Genomic DNA, 23,332 nt, shown 5'->3' on the forward strand with positions numbered 1-23,332 from the left:
GAGATTTAAGGAATTATAAGAAAAGTTTTGTAGGGTGTTTTGTTTAGAATAGAAGCTGTTAAGAAATAAGAGAACTTTAGCATATATAATGCTAAAGTTCTCTTATTTTTATGATTAAAATGCTTAGAAGTAGTGAATATGTAAAAATGCATAATCGACGAAAAAAATACATTTTATCATTATATATTGTTTTATGTATGTTAATTGTATAAAATTACACAAGTATTCACATTACATAAAGGAGGCTTATTATGCAAAATATATTTAACTGGGTTAAATGTATGAGTATCAAGAAAAAATTAATCATTTCATTTTTTATTATTTTAACTATACCAGGACTTATTATCGGTGGTGTTTCATATCAAACTGCCAAAACAAATTTTGAACATCAAATGACAGATAAAGCAAAGGAGAATATTTCAGTTTTAAATACTGTTATTTCTCAAAATATAGAAGAGAAATTTGTTGATGCGACGTACTTTGCAGACATCTTAACAGAGGATACATATCCAAATGGACAAGAAGAAATAGTAAGAACGAAGTTAGCACAATATATAAAGCTTCATCCAGAAGTAGAAGGTATTTATATTGGAGCGCAGACGGGGAAGTTTATAAGAGAACCATTTATTCAAATGTCTGATGGCTATAATCCAACAGATAGATCATGGTATAAAGAAGCGCAGGAAAATAAAGGAAAGGTAATTGTTACTGCACCGTATCAATCGGCATCTACAAAAAATATGGTAGTAACAATTGCTAAAGAAGTAAAAGATGGTAAAGGTGTTATAGGTATTAACTTGAATTTGGATAACATCCTAAAGATTTCAAAAATGATTAATATTGGTGAAAAAGGCTATGCAGTTATTTTAGATCAAAATAAGCAAATTGTTAGTCATCCGTCTAGAAAGCCTGGTTCAAAGGTTACTGATCCTTGGATTAAACCAATTTATGAAGACAAACAAGGAAATGTATCTTATACAGAACAAGATGATAAAAAGAATTTAATCTTTGCAACAAATGAGAAAACAGGATGGAAAATAGTTGGAGTTATGTTTGACGAAGAAATTATGCAAGCTGCCAGTCCAGTGTTTTATAAAACTTTGATTGTCATAGCTATCGCTATTGCATTTGGTAGTGTATTAATTTATTTCATTACAAATTCTATTACAAGGCCATTACGAAAAATAGCTGAATCGGCATATAAAATTAGTAAGGGAGATTTAACCGAGAAAATTACAATCCACTCCAAGGATGATATAGGGAAACTAGGGAATTCATTTAATGAAATGTCTACGTCTTTACAAGATGTGATTACCCAAATTAGCTTTTCAGCAGAGCATGTTGCAGCATCGGCAGAAGAGTTAACAGCGAGCGTACAGCAAGCGAATGATGCGACAGATCAAATTACAATTGCAATGGAACAAGTATCAGGTGGGGCTGAATCACAAAGCCAAGGTGTTGAAGAAGGCGCGGCTACATTACAACAAGTAAATATAGCAATTCAAGATGTAACTGGAAGCGCAGAGTCAATTTCTATTTCCTCATTACATGCGCGAGAAAGAGCTGAAGAGGGAGAAGATTTAGTTGAACAAACCGCAAAACAAATGCAGTCTATTTCTAGATCGGTATCCCAGTCAGATGCTATTATTAAACTTCTTGATGAAAAATCAAAGCAGGTAGGAGCTATTTCTGAAGCAATTCAAAACATTGCAACTCAAACAAACCTATTAGCTTTAAATGCGGCTATTGAGGCAGCAAGGGCAGGTGAACAGGGACGAGGATTTGCTATTGTAGCCGATGAAGTTAGAAAATTAGCAGAGCAATCAGGAGAATCATCTGGAGAGATTGCAAATTTAATTGCAGAAATTAAGGCTGATATTGAACATACTGTTAAGGCAATGGATAATGTGAGTGGGGAAGTTCAACAAGGCTTAGATGTTGTAACAAAAACGAAAGTAAGTTTTACGGAAATTTTAAGTTCTACTACTCATATTGTTTCTCAAGTTAATCAAATGGTAGAAACAACGAGGAGAATCGCTGGAGATGCAAATGAAGTGACAAATGCTATTGATGAAATTGCAGCGGCTGCAGAAGAAAATACAGCTAGTATGCAAAGTGTTGCAGCTTCAACAGAAGAACAAGTAAATTCGATGGAAGAAATTAGTTCAGCTTCGCAAAACTTAGCTGAGATGGCCGAAGAACTACAAGCAATGACTAGTAAATTTAAAGTATAATAACAGCAAATAAGTAAGGTGAAAATAATATCACCTTACTTATTTTTCTATTCAGCAATTAGGGGAGTCATTAGTGGGATGAAAAAAAGAAAAAAACTATGGAATTTATGGAAAACGATTACATTGCTAGTTTGTACAGTTGTAATTTTTTCTTTACTTGTTACAGATATATTAATTAGTCATAATGTAGAGCGGACAACGGAGGATAGCCAGGCAGAGAAAGCAAAAACGATTGCCCATATTGTAGCGAATGATTCGATTGTAATTGATGGTTTGATTGGAAAAGCAGATACTTCTGCAATTCAAACGTATACAAATAGAATATTAAAAAACACAGGTGTTCAATTTATTGTAGTTATGGACATGAATGGAATAAGAAAATCACATCCAAACCCTCAAAAAATAGGTCATCATTTTATTGGGGGAGATGAAGGGCCTGCATTGAAAGGAAAGGAGCATGTATCGCTAGCAGAAGGAACGTTAGGTATTTCAATGCGAGTGTTTGTACCTATATTTTCTGAAACAGGTGAACAACTTGGAGCGGTAGCCGTTGGTATCTCGGCAGATAATGTAAAAGAGAGAGTTAAGGAAAGTAGACATATTATTTATATCGGTGTCGGAGTTGGAGTACTAGTCGGAATTATAGGAGCAATATTGCTAGCTAGACATATAAAGAAAAGTTTATTCGGTCTTGAGCCGCACAGGATAGCGAAAATTCTTGAAGAAAGAAATACGATGTTACAATCTGTAAAGGAAGGCATTATTGCTGTAGATAAAGAGGCGAGAGTAACGTTAATTAATAATGAAGCGAAACGTCTATTTAAAAAAAGTGGACTTGAAGAAGATTTTATAGGTAAAGACGTTGAGCTATATATGCCGAATTCGCGTATAAAAGAAGTATTGCAAACGGGAGAGGTACAATTAAACGAAGAACAAAATATTTACGGAATTACGATTGTGACGAATCGTGTTCCTTTATATGTAAAAGGAGAAATAGTTGGCGCGATTGCAACATTTCGTGATAAAACAGAGATTAGAAAACTAGCAGAGGAACTAACTGGTATTAGGCTATATGCGGAAGCATTACGGGCACAATCTCATGAGTTTATGAATAAAATGCATGTCGTATTAGGGCTTACACATATGAAACAATATGAAGAATTACAAAAGTATATAAGTGGCATGGTATCAGAGCATCAATATGAAATTGGTGGAGTTATGAAAAGAATAAAAAGTCCAGTATTTGCTGGTTTTTTACTAGGTAAACTTAGCTATGCTAGGGAGAAAAATATTAAGTTAATTATAAGTGAAGATTCTTACTTGCCGGAAATATATGATGAAAGTATTACTCATGAACTTATTACGATTGTAGGGAACTTAATAGATAATGCATTAGAGGCAGTGATACATTGCAAACAGAAACAAGTTGAAATTGGGGTGCAATATCAGAATACATTAACTATTACAGTGCAAGATACAGGGAAAGGTATAGAAGAAGACGAAGTGGATGCATTATTTACAAAAGGTTATTCCACAAAAGGGGATAATCGCGGTTATGGTTTGTATCTTGTAAAAGAAAGTATACAGCGAATAAATGGGGAGATTCACATTTCCTCCTTATTAGGAGAGGGAACAACGATAACAATTGAAATACCTAAAGGTAGGGATGAGAAGCAAATATGATTAAAGTTTTAATTGTAGAAGATGACCCGATGGTAGCAATGTTAAATACACATTATTTAGAGCAAGTAGGAGGATTCGAACTTGTTCAAGCAGTTAACTCAGTAAAATCGGCGATAGAAGTATTAGAGAAATCACGAATAGATTTAGTCTTACTTGATATTTTTATGCCTGAAGAGACTGGATTTGAGCTTTTAATGTATATTCGGAATCAAGAAAAAGAAATCGATATTATGATGATTTCAGCTGTACATGATATGGGGAGTATTAAAAAAGCATTACAATATGGCGTAGTAGATTATTTAATTAAACCATTTACATTTGAACGATTTAAAGATGCATTAACTATATATCGAGAAAAACTTACTTTCATGAAAGAACAACAAAAAATTAGTCAATCGGAATTAGATTCGATAATTTTACAAAAAGAAAAAAGAGAGCCTACTGTCAATAAAGAGCTCCCGAAAGGATTAACGAAGCAAACGTTGCAATTAATTTGGCAGAAGATCGAGTCGCTGAATGGACGAGCGTTTACAACAGATGAAATGGCACAATTAGTAGAAATTTCAAGAGTTTCTATTCGAAAGTATGTAATGTTTTTGACTGAAATTGGAGTGTTAGAAAACGAAATGGTGTATCAGCATGTGGGAAGACCTGTAAGTAAATTAAGATGTGTTGATCAAAATAAAATAGGTTTTTACGTATAAGCGACTTATTATAAGTCGCTTATACTTTTTTTAATTACAAAACCAATTACAAAACTTACAAAAACTATTTTTACTATTGAAAGCGTTTTAATATTGTTATTAAGAAAACAAGGGGGTGCCATATGGGAATTCAAAAGAATGTGGAAGCGGTATCATTTGCTGAAGGAAATGAATTGAAAAATGAATCTTTCGCTTCTAAAATTATGAACGTTAAAATCGGTGTTATACCTTTACCGTTATATGTAGTATTGGCTGCTATTATTTATGGGGCATCTGTATATAATAAATTGCCAGCAGACATGATTGGTGGTTTTGCAGTTATTATGATCATGGGTATTTTCTTAGGTGACATTGGGATGAGAATTCCAATTTTAAAAAATATCGGTGGTCCAGCAATTCTCTCATTATTTATTCCATCATTACTTGTATTTTTTAACTGGATGAATCCAGCTTCAATGGAAGCTGCGACTATGTTAATGAAAAAATCGAACTTTTTATATTTATATATTTCTTGTTTAGTAGTCGGAAGTATTTTAGGAATGAATCGTAAAGTGTTAGTGCAAGGTTTCGTTCGTATGTTTATTCCTTTAGTAGTAGGAACGTTAGCTTCTGTAGCAGTAGGATTATTGGTCGGTTCACTATTCGGGTTTGAAATGAAGCATACATTCTTCTTTATTATCGTACCAATTGTGAGCGGTGGTATTGGAGAAGGGATTTTACCATTGTCATTAGCATACAGTGACATTTTAAATGAATCATCAGCAACATTCGTATCACAGCTTATTCCGGCAGCTATTATTGGGAATATGTTTGCAATCGTGAGTGCAGGGTATATGAAGCGTTTAGGTGAGAAGAGACCTGAGCTTAGTGGTAATGGTGTATTAGTGAAAACAGACAATCAAGCAGAATTATTAAAAGAACAAAATACAGAGAAGCCAATTGATTTCTCATTAATGGGAGCAGGTTTATTAATTGCATGTACGTTCTTCATCTTCGGAGGGTTTGCTTCTAAGTTCATCGGTATTCCTGGGGCAATCATTATGATTTTCTCAGCAGCACTTGTGAAATACTTTAAACTAATGCCAGCAAAAATGGAGCAAGGAGCATTCCATTTATATAAATTTATTTCAAAGAATTTAACTTGGCCGTTAATGGTCGGATTAGGATTGCTATATATTCCGTTAAAAGACGTAGCGGCAGTTCTTTCAGTGGGATATGTTGTTGTTTGTGCATCGGTTGTTCTTACAATGGTAGCATCAGGTTTTCTTATAGGAAAAGTGATGAAAATGTATCCAGTTGAATCAGCAATTGTAACTGGATGTCATAGCGGTTTAGGCGGAACTGGAGATGTTGCTATTTTATCAGCTTCAAATCGTATGGAATTAATGCCTTTCGCACAAATTTCGACGCGTTTAGGCGGGGCAGTAATGGTTGTAACAGCGACAATCTTATTAACAATGTTTTCATGATCAAACAAGCTAGCTATATTCATATAGCTAGCTTGTCAAATTAAGGGGAGATTATAAGTATGTTAGAAAATCAAATTAATGAAAGATCATTGTTATTGCATAAAGAGTTGGTAGGGAAAATTGAGATTACAAGTAAGGTAGAAGTTAATACAGCGGATGATTTAAGCCTGACTTATACACCAGGTGTAGCGGAGTCTTGTAAAGCAATTGCAGCAGATGAAGAAACAGCGTATGACTATACAGCAAGAGGGAATATGGTTGCAGTTGTTTCAGATGGAACAGCAGTACTTGGTTTAGGGAATATTGGACCGAAAGCGGCTATGCCTGTTATGGAAGGGAAAAGTATTTTATTTAAAAAGTTTGCGAATGTAGATGCTTTCCCGTTATGTTTAGGGACGACGAATGTGGATGAAATCGTTACCCTTGTGAAAAATTTAGAACCTACATTTGCAGGTATTAATTTAGAAGATATTGCAGCACCACGTTGCTTTGAAATTGAAAAACGATTAAAAGAAGAAACGAATATCCCTGTATTCCATGATGATCAACATGGAACAGCTATTGTCGTCTTAGCAGCTGTTATTAATGCATTAAAAGTTGTAAGTAAACAAATGGATAATGTGAAAATTGTTATTAACGGTGCGGGTTCGGCAGGAATTGCAATTGGAAAATTATTATTAAAAGCTGGTGCAAAACACATTACGTTAGTTAGCTTAGAAGGTATTGTTTGTGAAGGTGAAACATGGATGAACGAAGCGCAAATTGAAGTTTCAAAGAAGACAAATCGAGAATATGTGCGTGGAACATTAAAAGAAGCGATTCATCAGGCTGATATCTTTATTGGCGTATCTGCGCCTAACGTAGTAACGAAAGAACTTGTAAAGACGATGAATGAGAAAGCGATTGTGTTTGCAATGGCAAATCCAATTCCAGAAATATTCCCAGAAGATGCATTAGAAGCTGGAGCTGCTGTAGTTGGAACTGGTCGTTCTGATTATTCAAATCAAGTAAATAATGTATTAGCGTTCCCTGGTATATTCCGTGGTGCTTTAGATGTACGCGCGACTGATATTACAGAAGAGATGAAATTAGCGGCAGCATATGGGATCGCTAACATAATTACGGACGAAGAGCGTAGTGCGAACTATGTAATTCCAAATCCATTAGATAAAAGAGTTGTTCCGAATGTTGCAGAAGCAGTAGCGAAAGCAGCCATAGATTCAGGTGTGGCACAAATTACGAAAATGCCAAGTTATAAATAGTAAAAAGCAGTGCCTTCAAGGCACTGCTTTTTTGAGGTAAGAAATCAAAATAATGAAGAAGTGTAGAGTTATTCGTGCTCCCGCATTATTTATCCCGCCCAAAATTCAGTGGATGCAAGTAAGTAGATTAGTTTTGACAACTTACTCAATAGTGATTACAAATTGATCATAATATTTTTCATTCACATATATATTTAATACCCATAATCCGGATGAAGGTAGCGATATAGTGAGAGGGAGTTCTTTTGTAGTAGAATCGATTGTATTTGAAGTAGTCCAAGTTTGTTTGGAAGTTTCTTGTTGATAGAGTATTGGTGTTGGAGTTACAGATCCTTGTTTTAGCGCGATAATAGATACATTTCCAGTTGGTATTTCAGGGTCTAGAAAGTACCACATAATTTCATTTTGTTCATTTGCGACAATAGGTGTATCAGCAATTGCAATTCTTCTTTCAATCCCCTTTAAAGGTATCTTTCCGTCTACGAAGGAGGGCGCTTCTTCCCAATTTACATCTTTTAAAACACTAAGATGAAAAAAGGAAGGTGCGTTAACCTGAGATGATGATGTTACTATGGCTTCTTTTTTTAGTGCTTTTGAATCAGGTTGGGCCTGTGTGCATCCAGTGATGAGAAAGGAGAAAAGTAGCATAGTTCCGATTTTTTTCATGGTGCCACGCTCCTAATTATTATTGTTAGTGTAATTGTATTTGCTAGATAGCGGGACAATTCCTTTAAAGTATAAAAAGAGGTCGTAAGTTTTGTACGACCTCTTTTGACATTTTTTTATATTTGTTCAGTTGTGTAGGTTGGCTCGGTCTCTTTTTGAGGCATCGTCAAAAAAATAACAGACAGAACGATACATACGCCGCCTAATAATTGATATGATCCAAACGATTCATTTAGCCAAGTGATTGAAACGATGGTTGCTACAAGTGGTTCAATACTAGATAAAATACTTGTTTCTGTTGCTGCTAAATATTTAAGACTACCAATATAAAGAAGGAAAGAAAGGGTCCCACTAATAATGATAAGAATAAGCATAGAAAAAGTTTTTAGTGTAAGAGTTTGTGAAAATTGATTCCATCCAAATGAACGATTATAAATAAGTAGTGCAATTCCTCCGATTAACATCCCCCAACCAATTACTACAGTTGTTCCGCATTCTTTAATGAGAGAAGCTGGATGAAGGGTATAAAATGCAAATCCAATTGCCGTTAATAGTCCGAAAATAATGGCTGATTTAGATAAAACAATATTTTCGATTGAGCCATTTGTAATAATAAAGTATGTTCCTGTTAGCGCAGTTATAATTGCAAGTAGTTGCATAGAAGCAGGGAATTTTCTTTGTTGAAATGCAACATACATTGTAATAAGAACAGGGCCTAGAAATTGAAAGAGTGTTGCTGTGACAGCATTACTAATATGAACTGTTTCGATAAAGGCATATTGCGCGCCGAGCATGCCAAGAATAGAGAAAATAATAAGCTGTATAGAATGTCTAGGATGTTTCCAAATTTGAAATATGTTTTGTTTCTTTATTAGTAAGATAGACAAAATAAATACTCCTGCAAGCAACAAGCGAATTGTTAAAAAATCAATTGATGATACGTTCGTATGTTGAAATAGCCATTGAATCATCGGTCCAGATAATCCCCATAATGTGGCTCCTGTAATAATCATAATGAGTCCAATACGTCTATTTTTGTTCATGATCATGCATCTCCTCTTTAGTATTTGATTTTTTATGTGTGACATGATAAAAGGAATTATATATAAAATCTGGTACTGTAAAAAGTATCAGATTTTAGTTTTATTAAGGGGTCAGATATTATGTTAGAATTAACGCCTAATTTAAATATGAATAGTAAGAAGGCATTGTATGTGCAGTTGTATGAGTATATAAAAAAAGAAATTAAAGATGGAACAATTCTATCTTTTACGAAATTACCAGCTAAGCGAAAGTTAGCAACACATTTACAAGTAAGTAAAAATACAGTAGAGGCAGCTTACGAGCAATTACTTGCAGAAGGTTATATTGAATCAATTTCGAGAAAAGGTTATTTTGTATGTAAGATTGAGCAAATGGTTCATGTAGAAGAAAACGAAGAGAGAATAGAAGAAGTATCCTTTCAGGAGAGGGATTATAAATTTGATTTCACACAAACAGGAGTCGATACAAATGCTTTTCCGTTCAATATGTATCGAAAAATTATAAATGACGTATGGCAGCCTCATAATAATGAGTTGCTCTTTCTTGGTCACCCACAAGGAGAATGGAGCTTAAGAGAAGAAATTGCGAACTATTTGTATGAATCTAGAGGTGTGCGTTGTGTAGCTAGTCAAATCGTATTAGGAGCGGGAACACAAATATTAGTGAAATTACTGTTTCAATTATTAAAAGGAAGTAATTATGCAGTTGAAAACCCAGGATATCATAGAAAAATGGTTGTTTTTGAACGGGGAGAAAAAAGAGTTCAAACGTTATCTTTGGATAGAGAGGGAATTTGTATTGTAGATTTAGAGAATAGCGATGCGAACGTTGTATTTGTTACTCCTTCTCATCAGTTTCCATGCGGAATGATTATGCCTATCACGAGAAGGATGCAGCTTTTACAATGGGCGAAGAAAGAAGAAGGTAGGTATATTATTGAAGATGATTACGATAGTGAATTTCGCTATTCGGGAAAACCTATACCGGCACTGCAAGGGTTAGATACAGACGGGAAAGTTATTTATATGGGGACGCTATCGAAAGCATTGTTGCCATCATTACGGATGAGCTATATGGTGTTACCAAAGAAATTGATTAAAAAGTATCAACAACAATATTTATTTTATACACAAAGTGTTTCAAGAATGGATCAAGAAGTGATTAGAAGGTTTTTAAATGAAGGATATTGGGAAAAACATATTCATAAAATGCGTGTCGTCTATCGAAAGAAGAGAGATCGACTTGTTTTTGAACTAGAAAAGTACTTCTCAAATCGTGTTGAAGTGATAGGAGAAGATTCAGGATTGCACATTTTATTAAAGGTGCATAATGGAATGCGGGAAGAAGAATTAATTAAAGAAGCTGCGAAACATAGTATCAAAATATACCCTGTGTCTACGTACTATAAAGACGGTACAGCACCTGAAAATATAGTGCTACTTGGATTTGCGATTTTATCAGAAGAAGAAATTGCGAAAGCGATTCAATTATTAAATAAGGCATGGTTTATAAAAAAGTAAAAAAACATCCTCATATATGAGAGGATGTTTTTTATTATTTATTTTCATCTAGGAATAAGACCATATGCTCTTCATCCCAATATTGTCCGTTATATTTCAGTGAACGTTCTTGTACACCAAACGTTTTAAAGCCTAATGACTCATAAAGTTTCTTCGCACCATCGTTTCCGACAACAACATCAAGCATAACTTGTTCTACGTCTAAAGATTTAGCAAGCTCAAGACATTCTTTAATAAGTGCTTTTCCTGCTCCAAGTCCGCGTGCTTTTGGAGACACATATACGGAACCAATTTTTGCTTTATGTTCTTGTTTTACATATGGTTTCGTTTCCAGTGTAGCAACTCCGATTAATTTTCCGTCTTTAAATGCACCTAGTGTATAGTTTTCGTCTTGTGCTAGTTTTTGTGCTTTATATTCAATAGCACACTCTTTATTAATAATATCTTCATAAGAAGAGCTGAAAGCTTCAGGGTTTTGCTTTAATCCTTCTACGCGAAGTTCTAAGTAAATTTCTGCTTCGTCTTTTGTTAATACATGGATATCCAATTATATCACCCTCCAGATCTTTGACAAATGTACCTTTACCCCGCATTAACGGGCAGTAAGGCTCCAATTTTAAAATTCGGCGAATGCGCGGAAGTTAGGTGGGAGGTAACTGCCCGTAAATGCCCGATTGGTTCAACTAATAATCCATGGAGTGAACCTTTCCATGGATTAAAGTTTCACTTTATTTTATATTGAAATAAGAATAATTTCAAAAGCTTAGCTTATAAGGACAGATTTTATGAACAAAATAACACCAGTAGTGTTTACTACTACTGGTGTTTTCACACGCATCTTATTCAAAAGGAATCTCGATTATAAAGTTTGTTCCCACTCCTAATTGGCTTGTTACTAGAATGGAACCGTTATGCAATTCTACAATTTCCTTTGCAACAGCCAGTCCGATACCTTTTCCTCCAGTAGCCCTCGTTCTGGATTTATCAACACGGTAAAAGCGATCGAAAATATGCGGGATATCTTCTTCTGGAATACCTTCACCTTCATCTTGTACATTGATTGTAAAATAATCTGCTTCCGTTAGTACACGTATTGTTATAGTAGTGTTTTCTGGTGAATGCTGATAAGCATTATGCAATAAATTTAACATAACTTGTTCCATGCGTCTTTCGTCTATGCAAACTTCTAAATCGTTTTTACAATATACATGAAGTTGCATTTGTTTGTTCGTTAATGTTGTTTTTGTTTTTTCAACCATTCTTTCTAAAAATGGTTGAAGAAGCATCGTTTGTTTTTTAATAACAAATTGGTGTTGTTCTAATTGTACAAGCATAAATAAATCTTGTACGAGATCGGTTACACTATCCGTTTCGTCCTCAATGATTTGTAAATATTCTTCGCGTTCTTCTTTCGTTAAAGAGTCTCTCTTTGCTACCTTTGCATAACCTTTCATATAGGTTAATGGAGTTAATAATTCGTGAGCAACACTAGCGAGGAATTCATTTCGTTCTTTTTTCATATACGTAAGTTCACTCGATAAATCTTCAATCGTTTTTGCTAAACTTCCAAGTTCATCATTTCGTTTAATTCCTAATTGAATTGGCTTATTTAATTTTGAAATTTTTTCGGTCGCTCTTTTCATTTTTATAAGCGGCTCTGTAATAACTCGAGAAAAAACAAAAACAGAAATCGTTGTTAAAATAATTGTTAAAATACTGATGATAAGAAATTGGTCCATGAGTTTAATTAACATATTTTCTAAAAAAGATGTCTTTAATAACATATGTAAGTTACCTTGAAATCCAGTTATTTCAAGTGGGCTTACTGTTGAGATGAATTTCGATTTTTTCCAGTTTTTTTCTACGATCACCCCGTTTTGGGGGATATTTTTCGTTTTGCAAATAAGTTGTTTTTGCATTTCTTTTGTTATGGGTTCTGAGGTGGAAATGATTTTGCCGTTCTTGTCAGTTATAATGATAGTGGTATCGGTGTTAGCAATTAATTCTGAGCCAATTAATTCTTCAGCTGCATGCTCGATAGTGAACTCTTGATACCAAGGGCGTTTAGGTCGTTCAGTGTTTGGTTTTTGTTTAGAATATTCATTCCATTTTGCGCGGTTTACAATTTTGTCACGATACCGATTGCCTTTTTCTAATAGAGCGCCTGTTTCCTCTGTAATCCGCATTTTTGAAATACTTTTGTAAAAGGATACGAAAGCAATTGTTTCAATACATAAAGCTAATATTAAAAAGTATGTCCCAATTTTAAGTGAAAGTTTACTCATTTTCCCACCATACCTTATTCATAATAAAGGGTCAGTGGTATGATATTTCCACTGACCTAAGTAATTATTCGTTTTTCCATTTATATCCGACTTTATAAACGGTTTCTAAATAATCCTCGACTGGAAATCCTTTTTTACGTAATTTATCGCGGATATTGCGAATATGCGAATCAATCGTTCTATATTCGATGTCTGTTTCATAGCCCCAAATTTTTTCGATTAAATCATCTCGGCTGTAAGCACGGTTTGTATTTTGTAAAAACAGTCCAAGTAATGAAAATTCGATAGGAGTTAGTGAGATTTTTTCGTCATACACTGTGACGGTATGTTTCGTTTTATCCCACTCAATACCATTGAAGCTAACAAAGCCATCTTTCTTTGTCCGGCGTAATATAGCTTCAATTCGTGCGACTAATACATGCTCATCAAATGGTTTTGTGATATAGTCGTCTGCTCCCATAGTAAGGCCTTTAACCATATCGTAATTTTGATTACGAGCTGTTAGCATAATGATTGGAACGTTGGAAATTTGACGGATTTGATAGCAAGTATCCCATCCATCCATATTTGGCATCATAACATCTAATAAAATAATATCGAATTTTTTTTGCTCGATTAATTCCAGCGCTTCAAGGCCAGATTTAGCTTTCATACAAAAATAGCCGCGAGGGCTTAAGAAAAGATCTAGCAATCGTAACATACGTTCTTCATCGTCTACTAATAAAATTTTTACCATAATCTTGTGCACCCCAAACTATTCATTCTACTTGTATAGTTTACATGAAAATAATAAAAAACTCTTTTTATGTGATTGAATGGATGGCTGATTTTTTCGCTCAGGGCAATTGACATAAAAAATGCACTAGTTTTGCACAACTATTATTTATAATAGAAAACGTAGCGACACAAATACCCTATGTTGCGACATAACGTCATGTCATTTTATTTATAAAATGACAATTCCATTCTATTGTGTATGTGAGATAGAGAGGGTTTTCGTATTCACCTCGCATCGGATAAGAAAAATTTCCTATCTCACACTTTTTTTAAAAGGAGATAATACACATGAATCCAAAAGAAGAAATTTCAAAAAAAGAAAAGCAAGATCGTAATACGGTTGTAATGTGTGTTGCCGTATCTATGATTATTATTATAAGTTGCGTAAATAAAATTTTGGGAATTTTATAATATATAAAAGCTGATTACTTGTTAACAAGCAATCAGCTTTTTTTATTTTATCCGATTGGTGTGGAGTAATAACTAGTGGGGGAATGACCTCCTGGATTAAAGTTCTACTTTATCAAGAGGCATATTTTTATATAATAAACCAAGGTAAAATTGCTAATCCAGAAGTTACCATTGCTGTAGCACATATTAAAAAGATAGCTCGTTTTTTTTGTTTCATGTCACATTCTCCTCTACATATCAATTGAATGCTGTTCGTTCATTTTATATTTTTAGTATAATGAATGGAAAGGATTGGTACGATCGATAAAGGTGACATGAAGATTACATTGTTGTAATGAAAAAAGCATCTTTCTTAATAAGAAGATGCTTTTGGAAAAATATCTCGCTATTTGTGGATTAATAATCAGTGGGGATAGACAAAACCCCCACCAATTAAAGTTTCACTTTATGTTGAAGTATTAATCATTTAAGAATAAAACCATATGTTCTTCGTCCCAATATTGACCGTTGTGCTTTAATGAACGTTCTTGCACGCCGTAAGTTTGGAAACCTAATGACTCATATAGTTTTTTTGCGGCATCGTTACCAACTACAACATCGAGCATAAGTTGTTCTACATGTAATTTATCGGCATTTTCAATAATTGCTTTAATTAGAGCTCGTCCTGCCCCAAGGCCACGTGCTTTTGGGGAAACAAAAACGGAGCCGATTTTTGCTTTATGTTCTTGTTTAATGAATGGTTTTGTTTCTAAAGTAGCAATACCAATCAAATCGTTATCGTTGAAGACACCTAGAGTATACTTATCCGGATTGCTTAATCTTTTTGCCATAGCAGCTACAGGATTTTCATGTTTAAGAACATCTTCATAAGAAGAGCTAAAAGCTTCCGGGTTCTTCGTTAAACCTTCCATACAAACTTTTAAATATATTTCTGCGTCCTCTGTTGTTAATAAGCGAATTTCCATAGTTGTAACCTCCTTGGTGGATTTCAAATAAATCCATTACTTTTATAAGATTGAGTATGCGTTTTTTAGCAGTCTCTTTTAATTTGTAAAAGAATGAAAAGATATATGCTACAATGTTTTGATTTAATTGTGTAATGAAATTATATATTAACTTTATTAACTATTCAAGTATTTAATATATTACATTTTTATAACTAAAATAACTCCTCGATCGAGGAGTTATTTTTTAAACATTCAATTGATAGCCATCAATTCGTTTTGGATGTGTGTAAATATTACAAGAGTCATTTCTAATAAATCCTACGACTGTAATGCCTAAGTCATGAGCAAGTTGCAAGGCTAGTTTTGTTGGAGCGGATTTAGATAGAACAATTTCACAGCCGATTTTTGAAACTTTGAGTAAAATTTCAGATGAAATACGTCCGCTAAATGCGATAATTTTTCCTTTAACAGATATATCATTACGTAAACAATAGCCGTATATTTTATCTAATGCGTTATGTCTTCCGATATCCATTCTTGATATAAGGATATTGTTTCGATCACATAGCGCAGTATTGTGAACACCGCCGGTTTGGCGAAATGTAGTGGAAGATTGTTGTAAGGCATTCATTAAGTAAAAGCATTCTTCAGGAGTAATTTTTACATGTATATCATGTAAATCTTTTGCTTTTGCGGCGTCGTTTACGAAAATAAAACCTTGTCTACCTTTTCCGCAGCAAGAGGTGATGTATCGTTTATTATATAAAGTTTGATAGAGTGGATTCACTTTTGATGATTTTACATGGACAATTCCGTTCTCTTTTTGAACCCATATTTCTTCAACATCTTTATAGGAAGAAATAATTCCTTCAGAAATTAAAAAACCAACTACCATATCTTCAATATAATTTGGTGTGCATACAACTGTTACGTATTCTTCACCATTTAATTTAATAGTAATAGGAGATTCTGTAACAATCTCATCAACTTGTTTTGAAAATGAGCCAGATTGATAGCGTACAATCGTATATGTCTCTTGTGTAAACTCCATATTAAATTCCCCTTTTATATGTATTTTTCTCCCACATTTATCATAAAACATTGAAAAAATAAAAACACCTATTAGCAGGGAAATCACAGATTATTTTGGTTATTATTGTATATGTACGATATAATAGAACTGTAGAATAGTGACATTTTCAAGCTTTCGTAGTTATACCTTATAACATCAAGAATCGACTTCATAAGAAAAGAATTTCAGCAGAGCGTTTCAAAAATATGTACAGTAACTCGTTTTTGAAAACGGATTCATAAACGTGTTGTACAGTTGGTTGTAAGGAGTGGGGAAACTATGGCAGAACAGACAGTCCGTGTAACCGTTGATGGTAAAGAATTTGCTGCATCAGGTGAAAAGACGATACTACAATTATTTAACGAGAGTAACTTGGAACATCCTCAAATTTGTCATGTACCAGAAGTAGATCCAATTCAAACTTGTGATACATGTATTGTAGAAGTAGATGGGAAGTTAATGCGTGCTTGTTCAACGCAAATAGAGAACGGTATGCATATTGAAAGACAGTCGCAGCGCGCAAAAGAGGCGCAGACTGAGGCGATGGATCGAATATTAGAGAACCATTTATTGTATTGTACTGTTTGTGATAACAATAATGGTAACTGTAAAGTGCATAATACAGTGCATATGATGGAAATTGAAGAACAGAAATACCCGTATGAACCGAAAGTAAGTGCGTGTGAAGTGGACATGTCACATCCGTTTTACCGGTATGATCCAAATCAATGTATTGCTTGTGGACAGTGTGTAGAAGTATGTCAAAACCTACAAGTCAATGAAACTATATCGATTGATTGGAATTTAGACCGCCCGCGTGTTATTTGGGACAATGGTGTAAGTATAAATGACTCGTCTTGTGTGAGTTGTGGGCAATGTGTAACAGTTTGTCCATGTAATGCGTTAATGGAAAAAACAATGCTAGGTGAAGCTGGGTTTATGACAGGATTAAAACCAGATGTGTTAGATCCGATGATTGATTTTGTAAAAGATGTAGAGCCAGGATATAGCAGTATTTTAGCAGTTTCAGAAGTGGAATCTGCGATGCGCAAGACGAAGGTTAAAAAAACGAAAACAGTTTGTACATTTTGCGGTGTAGGTTGCTCGTTTGAAGTGTGGACGAAAGACCGTCACATTTTAAAAGTACAACCTGTTTCAGATGCACCGGTTAATGGTATCTCTACATGTGTAAAAGGCAAATTTGGATGGGACTTTGTAAATAGTGAAGATCGCATTACAAAGCCATTAATTCGCCAAGGAGATATGTTTGTTGAAGCTTCTTGGGAAGAGGCTCTTGAAGTTGTTGCATCTAACATGCAGCATATTAAATCAGAATACGGCAGCGATGCATTTGGGTTTATTTCTTCTTCGAAAGTAACGAATGAAGAGAATTATCTTATGCAAAAACTAGCTCGTCAAATATATGGAACAAATAATGTAGATAACTGTTCCCGTTATTGTCAATCTCCAGCAACAGACGGCTTATTTAAAACTGTCGGTATGGGCGGGGATGCTGGAACAGTGAAAGATATCGCTGAAGCAGGTCTTGTTATTATCGTTGGTGCGAATCCGACAGAGGGACATCCTGTACTTGCGACGCGTGTGAAACGTGCTCATAAATTACACGAACAAAAATTAATTGTAGCAGACCTTCGTAAACATGAAATGGCTGAGCGTGCGGATATATTTGTTCATCCGAGTCAAGGAACTGATTATGTATGGCTTGCTGGTATTACGAAATATATTATCGATCAAGATTGGCATGATAAAAAGTTCTTAGCTGAAAATGTAAAGAACTTTGATGAATATAGCAAAATGTTAGAAAAGTATTCGCTTGATTACACAGAAGAAATTACGGGTATTTCTAAAGAGAACCTGAAAGAAATGGCTCGTATGGTATATGAAGCAGATGGTACTTGTGTACTTTGGGGAATGGGGGTAACTCAAAATACAGGAGGTAGTACAACTTCAGCTGCAATTTCAAATTTATTACTTGTTACGGGTAACTACCGTCGTCCCGGTGCAGGTGCATACCCATTAAGAGGACATAATAACGTACAAGGCGCTTGTGATATGGCGACCTTACCGAATTGGCTTCCAGGTTATCAAGCGGTATCTGATGATACGCTCCGTGCTAAATTTGAAAAAGCGTACGGTACGACGATTCCGAAAGAGCCAGGATTAAATAATATTGCAATGTTACTTGCGGCGGAAGAAGGAAAACTGCGCGGTATGTATGTTATGGGTGAAGAAATGGCTTTAGTAGATTCAAATGCGAACCATGTGCAACATATTTTAGCGAATTTAGATTTCCTTGTTGTTCAAGATATGTTCTTATCAAAAACAGCTCGTTTTGCTGATGTTATTTTACCGGCAGCACCGAGCTTAGAAAAAGAAGGGACGTTTACGAATACAGAACGTCGTATTCAAAGATTATATGAAGTATTGAAGCCGCTTGGTGATTCAAAACCAGACTGGTGGATTTTACAAAAAGTAGCTCGTGCACTAGGCGGAGATTGGAATTATGAAAACCCAAGTGAGATTATGGATGAAATAGCATCGCTTGCACCGTTATATTCTCAGGCAACATATGATCGTTTAGAAGGATGGAATAGTTTATGTTGGGGTAGCCATGATGGTAGCGATACACCGCTATTATATGTAGATGGATTTAACTTCCCAGATAAACTTGCTCGTTTATCATTAGATGAATGGGTACCACCAGTTGTGGCGCCGGATGAGTATGATTTACTATTAAATAATGGTCGTATGCTAGAGCATTTCCATGAAGGGAATATGACGAATAAGTCGGCTGGTATTTTATCTAAAGTATCTGAAGTATTCGTTGAAATTTCACCTGAACTTGCTAAAGAGCGTAATGTGAAAGATGGTGGTCTTGTAGAATTATCATCGCCGTTCGGAAAGATTAAAGTACAAGCACTTGTTACAGACCGTGTAACGGGAAATGAGTTATATTTACCAATGCATGCGACAGTAAATGAAGAGGCTATTAATATTTTAACAGGAACAGCGACAGACATTTATACGTGTACACCAGCTTATAAACAAACGATGGTGAAACTGCGCGTATTACGTGAAAAAGGAAATCGTCCATTACCATCTTCAAACCCGCGAGATAAAAAACGCCATCCACAAAATGGTGTTGAAATTCAGCAAAAGTGGCAAAGAAAACAATACGTATCACTTGTGGACTAGGGGGCGGAGATAGTGGCAAAAGAAATTACGTTAATTAAAAAGAAAGTTGTAACAGAAGAAGAGAAGAAACAGCAATTAGCAGAGGAACTGTTCACGGAGTTAGCGAATAACCGTGAAGCAGTCGAGGAAACGATGCAATTACTAGCGCAATTACAGAAAGCTGGTATTTTAGATGCGGCAATTAGTTTACTTGCTGCGAAAGAAGATGTTTCGAAAATTGCTGTTGAGCAATTAAATCGTGAACCAGTGAAAAATGCACTGAACAATATGATGGGGGCAGGAGAGGCTTTATCTTCAGTTGACCCAGAGGTAACAAAACAAATCACATCGAGTTTAGTTACTGGATTGCAATTTGCAACAGATGAATTAAATAGTGGTAAAAAAACAAAAGTGATGGATTTCTTTAAAGTATTAAAAGATCCAGATATCAATAGAGCAATTACATTCGGTTTTAGCTTTTTGAAAGCATTTGGGCAAGGATTAGAGAAAAAATAGAGTAGATGAAAAAGTGATGGGAAATAGCCATCACTTTTTTCATTGTATGTATAAGAGTGTTCATGTTAAGCGGAATATATTATTATTAAAAAGATGGATTAGAAATGGAAATGTGGAATCCATCTCAAATATCGTTTTAGAATGTGGAGGAATATATGCAACACCGTAAAAGACTATCTATACCAGGAGTAATGAGCCATTCCTTTCAAACAGTAAAATTTGCTTTTTGGAATGTATTAACCTTTCAACTTGCTTATAAATTGTTAGCAGCGATTGTGTTTGTTCCACTGTTTGGGATCATTTTTAATAAATTATTGTATTTTGGTGGTTACGCAAATGCGACAAATGATGAATTATTAGCATTTTTGAAAACACCATACGGCATTTTGGCAATCGTAATTTTATCCTTGTTAGCACTGTTTCTTATCTTTACGGAATTTGCGGTGCTTATTATTATTTCGTATTTCGCTCATAAAAGACAAAAGGTGAAATTACGCCCGATTTTATATAAAACCGTAACGTACTTACCTACGCTTTTCACATATTGCTTACCAGGATTTATTTTATATGCTGTCGTATTATTACCTCTTTTAAATATGGGATACGAAACGGCATTAATTCCGCAAATTCAAATTCCTAATTTTATTACAGGAGAACTGTTTAAGACGACGATGGGACAAGTAGGTTATTACACGTTCTTTGCCGTAGTTGCGTATTTGAACCTTCGCTGGATTTTCGTTCTACCTATTGTCGTTTTAGAACAAAAGCCGTTTCGTACAGCAGCACGCAAAAGTGCAGCTTTAGTAAAAGAAAGCTTTTTTAAAGTACTATTCTTTTTAGTAGGATTTTTCATTTCAATAGGGATTGTTTATATTTTGTTTTTTGGAATATATTTATTGTGCCTATGGGGTGTGTATGAATTTACAAACCCGGAAGGAACATTTGCGTTATTAGCCGAATCAACGATTTCTGTATTCCTAACAAGTACATTGTATTTATTTAGCTTTATTGTGACACCATTTTATATTATGGCTATAACAAGATTGTACTTACAAAAGGTTCCGGTTGAAGATGTGTTATTAGAAGAAGGATTAGATTATTCGAAAACGAAAGCAGATAAATGTTTCTTTCAAAAACATCGCTGGAAATTTATTAGTGTATATATTGTAGGGATTATTACGGCCGGAATGGTCGTTGCCTTCATTGTAACGTTTATTTCAAATTCGTATAAAGAACCGATTATTATGGCGCACCGCGGATATATATCAAAAGGGGTAGAAAATACGAAAGAAGCTGTGCAAGGTGCTATTGATGCAAAAGCAGACTACGCTGAAATAGATGTATTACAAACGAAAGACGGTGAGCTAGCGGTTATACATGACTTGAAGTTAAAACGTCTTGCAAATGCCAATGTGCATGTGTCAGATTTAACGATGGATGAATTAAGACAGCTTACTCTTAGTCAAGATGGATTTTCAGGACAAATAAGTACACTTGATGAAATCATTAAGCTTGCAAAGGGGAAAATCAAACTCAATATTGAAGTGAAGCTTCATGGGGGCGAAAAAGACTTTGTAAATAAAGTATTAAAAGCGATTAAAGATAATGAATTTGAGAAGCAATGTGTAATTCAAACGTTACACTATCCACTCATTAAAGAGTTTAAGCGTGCAAATTCAGATATAAAAGTAGGATATATACTGTATGCAAGTAGAGCTAACTTAAAGAATGTAAAAGCTGACTTTTATGTAGCAGAAGAATACATGTTAAATAAGAAATTAGTAAAAGAAGCAAGGAAGTTAAATAAGCCAATTTACGTATGGACAGTAAATGATATGGAGAGTTTAAAGGCATATTATAAGTTAAACGTAGATGGTATCATTACCGATTATCCTAAAGATGCACGTGAAACAATTAAGGAGTTAAAAGAGCAAGAAGCGGAAGAAAGTGATCTGTTTGATAAAATTACTGAAACAACAGATGATTTGTTTTCAAAGTTATTTATAAGTTATCCAGCTGCTGGCTAAATGCCAGCAGCTGTTTTTTTGTAAAAAGAATATATTTCTAAAGTATTGTGTAAAGTAATAACTGTATATGTATACGTCTTCATTTGGAGTTTTTACATTGTTATATTATTGTCAAATAATAAATGATTACTGCTTATTTTGAAGGGATATAATAAAAATAGAGTAATAGATAATGAAATAGAACGAACTTCCTAATAGAATCAATGTTTTATATATTTACACTATTCTAAATATATAAACTTTAGAAAAATGATATGTTAGCGTTTTCATAACTTTTAAGTTATGCTAGAATAAGGACATAAGTTATTAATTATTACAAAAAGAAAAAAGACTTTCTTTTTTCTGTTAATTATAAGGGGGCATTTCATTATGCGTATTGGGGTACCAGCAGAAATTAAAAACAACGAAAACCGTGTGGCAATGACACCAGCTGGTGTTGTACATTTAATTCGTAACAATCACGAAGTATTTATTCAAAAGGGTGCAGGTTTAGGATCTGGTTTCACAGATGCTCAGTATGTTGAAGCGGGAGCAAAAATTGTTGATACAGCTGAAGAAGCTTGGAACATGGAAATGGTTATGAAAGTTAAGGAACCAATTGAAAGCGAATACAAACACTTCAGTGAAGGTTTAATCTTATTCACATACTTACACTTAGCTCCAGAACCAGAATTAACAAAAGCTTTAATCGAGAAGAAAGTAGTAGCTATTGCGTACGAAACAGTACAATTAGAAAACCGTTCATTACCATTACTTGCACCTATGAGTGAAGTAGCTGGTCGTATGGCTGCACAAATTGGTGCACAGTTCCTTGAGAAAAACAAAGGCGGTAAAGGTATCTTACTTGCAGGTGTTCCAGGGGTTAAACGTGGTAAAGTAACAATTATCGGTGGTGGACAAGCTGGTACAAATGCTGCTAAAATTGCAGTTGGACTAGGTGCGGATGTAACAATCATCGACTTAAGTGCAGAACGTCTTCGTCAATTAGATGACATTTTCGGAAACCAAGTAAAAACTTTAATGTCTAATCCTTACAATATTGCAGAAGCTGTAAAAGAGTCTGATCTTGTAATTGGTGCAGTATTAATCCCAGGTGCAAAAGCGCCAAAACTTGTAACAGAAGAAATGATTAAATCAATGGAACCAGGTTCTGTTGTTGTAGATATCGCGATTGACCAAGGTGGTATTTTCGAAACAACTGACCGTATTACAACTCATGATAACCCAACTTACGAAAAACACGGTGTTGTTCATTATGCAGTTGCAAACATGCCAGGTGCGGTTCCACGTACATCAACTCTTGCATTAACAAACGTAACAGTACCATATGCAGTACAAATTGCTAACAAAGGCTACAAAGCTGCTTGCCTAGGCAACACTGCATTATTAAAAGGTATTAACACATTAGATGGCTATGTAACATTTGAAGCTGTTGCAGAAGCTCACGGTGTAGAGTACAAAGGTGCTAAAGAATTATTAGAAGCAGAAACAGTATCTTGCTAATAGAAGCATTATACAAA

The 23,332-nt window shown here is 34.6% G+C and carries 18 protein-coding genes and 1 pseudogene; 12 read left to right on the forward strand and 7 right to left on the reverse strand.

Going from position 1 to position 23,332, the window contains the following annotated elements; genetic code table 11:
* Positions 1 to 392 precede the first annotated feature (392 nt).
* The 6 genes and pseudogenes from JDS95_RS32145 to JDS95_RS15080 form a co-directional block, all read left to right on the forward strand.
* Positions 393 to 1,295, forward strand: a pseudogene (locus tag JDS95_RS32145) (HAMP domain-containing protein); the annotation flags it as partial.
* A 120-nt stretch (positions 1,296 to 1,415) separates the two neighbouring features.
* Positions 1,416 to 2,234, forward strand: coding sequence for a methyl-accepting chemotaxis protein (locus JDS95_RS32150; protein ID WP_438263790.1), 819 nt, complete (start codon positions 1,416 to 1,418; stop codon positions 2,232 to 2,234).
* A 78-nt stretch (positions 2,235 to 2,312) separates the two neighbouring features.
* Complete coding sequence (locus tag JDS95_RS15065) at positions 2,313 to 3,917, forward strand: sensor histidine kinase (RefSeq protein WP_000746369.1); 1,605 nt, start codon at positions 2,313 to 2,315, stop codon at positions 3,915 to 3,917.
* Positions 3,914 to 4,621: a response regulator gene (locus JDS95_RS15070; protein ID WP_000598682.1), complete on the forward strand. Its 708-nt coding sequence runs from the start codon at positions 3,914 to 3,916 to the stop codon at positions 4,619 to 4,621. The genes JDS95_RS15065 and JDS95_RS15070 overlap by 4 nt, the downstream gene beginning before the upstream one ends.
* Positions 4,622 to 4,743: 122 nt before the next feature.
* Positions 4,744 to 6,090, forward strand: a complete 1,347-nt coding sequence (locus tag JDS95_RS15075; RefSeq protein ID WP_199690604.1) for a 2-hydroxycarboxylate transporter family protein — start codon at positions 4,744 to 4,746, stop codon at positions 6,088 to 6,090.
* 59 nt (positions 6,091 to 6,149) lie between these two features.
* The gene (locus JDS95_RS15080; protein WP_000892432.1) at positions 6,150 to 7,352 is read left to right on the forward strand and encodes an NAD(P)-dependent malic enzyme; all 1,203 of its coding nucleotides are present in this window, start codon (positions 6,150 to 6,152) and stop codon (positions 7,350 to 7,352) included.
* Positions 7,353 to 7,493: 141 nt separating this feature from the next.
* Here JDS95_RS15080 and JDS95_RS15085 read toward each other — a convergent pair whose 3' ends face one another.
* Complete coding sequence (locus JDS95_RS15085; protein WP_000719666.1) at positions 7,494 to 8,018, reverse strand: DUF4871 domain-containing protein; 525 nt, start codon at positions 8,016 to 8,018, stop codon at positions 7,494 to 7,496.
* Positions 8,019 to 8,134: 116 nt separating this feature from the next.
* On the reverse strand, positions 8,135 to 9,061 hold the full coding sequence (locus JDS95_RS15090) for a DMT family transporter (RefSeq protein WP_001039214.1): 927 nt from the start codon (positions 9,059 to 9,061) through the stop codon (positions 8,135 to 8,137).
* A gap of 120 nt (positions 9,062 to 9,181) precedes the next feature.
* Here JDS95_RS15090 and pdxR point away from each other — a divergent pair, with 120 nt between their 5' ends.
* Positions 9,182 to 10,582, forward strand: a complete 1,401-nt coding sequence (gene pdxR / locus JDS95_RS15095) for a MocR-like pyridoxine biosynthesis transcription factor PdxR (protein WP_000891886.1) — start codon at positions 9,182 to 9,184, stop codon at positions 10,580 to 10,582.
* A gap of 34 nt (positions 10,583 to 10,616) precedes the next feature.
* Here pdxR and JDS95_RS15100 read toward each other — a convergent pair whose 3' ends face one another.
* From JDS95_RS15100 to JDS95_RS15110, 3 genes are all read right to left on the reverse strand, one after another.
* The gene (locus tag JDS95_RS15100) at positions 10,617 to 11,129 is read right to left on the reverse strand and encodes a GNAT family N-acetyltransferase (RefSeq protein ID WP_000351211.1); all 513 of its coding nucleotides are present in this window, start codon (positions 11,127 to 11,129) and stop codon (positions 10,617 to 10,619) included.
* Positions 11,130 to 11,421: 292 nt separating this feature from the next.
* Positions 11,422 to 12,867 carry a HAMP domain-containing sensor histidine kinase gene (locus tag JDS95_RS15105; protein ID WP_000041008.1) on the reverse strand — a complete coding sequence of 482 codons (1,446 nt, stop codon included), beginning with the start codon at positions 12,865 to 12,867 and terminating at the stop codon, positions 11,422 to 11,424.
* Between the two features lie 64 nt (positions 12,868 to 12,931).
* Positions 12,932 to 13,603 (reverse strand): response regulator transcription factor, encoded by a 672-nt coding sequence (locus JDS95_RS15110; RefSeq protein ID WP_000238940.1) that lies wholly within the window; start codon positions 13,601 to 13,603, stop codon positions 12,932 to 12,934.
* Positions 13,604 to 13,932: 329 nt separating this feature from the next.
* Between JDS95_RS15110 and JDS95_RS31550 the strand changes: the two genes are divergently transcribed.
* On the forward strand, positions 13,933 to 14,055 hold the full coding sequence (locus tag JDS95_RS31550) for a hypothetical protein (protein ID WP_001068390.1): 123 nt from the start codon (positions 13,933 to 13,935) through the stop codon (positions 14,053 to 14,055).
* A 458-nt stretch (positions 14,056 to 14,513) separates the two neighbouring features.
* On the opposite strand, the gene JDS95_RS15115 is transcribed toward JDS95_RS31550, so the two are convergent.
* Together JDS95_RS15115 and fdhD are read right to left on the reverse strand one after the other, a co-directional pair.
* Positions 14,514 to 15,020 carry a GNAT family N-acetyltransferase gene (locus JDS95_RS15115; RefSeq protein ID WP_000405887.1) on the reverse strand — a complete coding sequence of 169 codons (507 nt, stop codon included), beginning with the start codon at positions 15,018 to 15,020 and terminating at the stop codon, positions 14,514 to 14,516.
* A gap of 226 nt (positions 15,021 to 15,246) precedes the next feature.
* A complete protein-coding gene (gene fdhD, locus JDS95_RS15120; RefSeq protein ID WP_000397291.1) occupies positions 15,247 to 16,053 on the reverse strand; it encodes a formate dehydrogenase accessory sulfurtransferase FdhD in 807 nt (268 codons plus the stop codon).
* Between the two features lie 300 nt (positions 16,054 to 16,353).
* Between fdhD and fdhF the strand changes: the two genes are divergently transcribed.
* From fdhF to ald, 4 genes are all read left to right on the forward strand, one after another.
* Positions 16,354 to 19,290, forward strand: a complete 2,937-nt coding sequence (gene fdhF, locus JDS95_RS15125; RefSeq protein ID WP_000840631.1) for a formate dehydrogenase subunit alpha — start codon at positions 16,354 to 16,356, stop codon at positions 19,288 to 19,290.
* 12 nt (positions 19,291 to 19,302) lie between these two features.
* Positions 19,303 to 19,785: a helical membrane plugin domain-containing protein gene (locus tag JDS95_RS15130; RefSeq protein ID WP_001040512.1), complete on the forward strand. Its 483-nt coding sequence runs from the start codon at positions 19,303 to 19,305 to the stop codon at positions 19,783 to 19,785.
* A gap of 155 nt (positions 19,786 to 19,940) precedes the next feature.
* A complete protein-coding gene (locus JDS95_RS15135; RefSeq protein ID WP_001164747.1) occupies positions 19,941 to 21,812 on the forward strand; it encodes a glycerophosphoryl diester phosphodiesterase membrane domain-containing protein in 1,872 nt (623 codons plus the stop codon).
* 369 nt (positions 21,813 to 22,181) lie between these two features.
* Positions 22,182 to 23,315 carry an alanine dehydrogenase gene (gene ald / locus JDS95_RS15140; RefSeq protein WP_001219740.1) on the forward strand — a complete coding sequence of 378 codons (1,134 nt, stop codon included), beginning with the start codon at positions 22,182 to 22,184 and terminating at the stop codon, positions 23,313 to 23,315.
* Positions 23,316 to 23,332 lie beyond the last annotated feature (17 nt).

The sequence above is a fragment of the Bacillus cereus group sp. N24 genome (genome assembly GCF_016483345.1).
Lineage (GTDB): Bacteria > Bacillota > Bacilli > Bacillales > Bacillaceae_G > Bacillus_A > Bacillus_A toyonensis.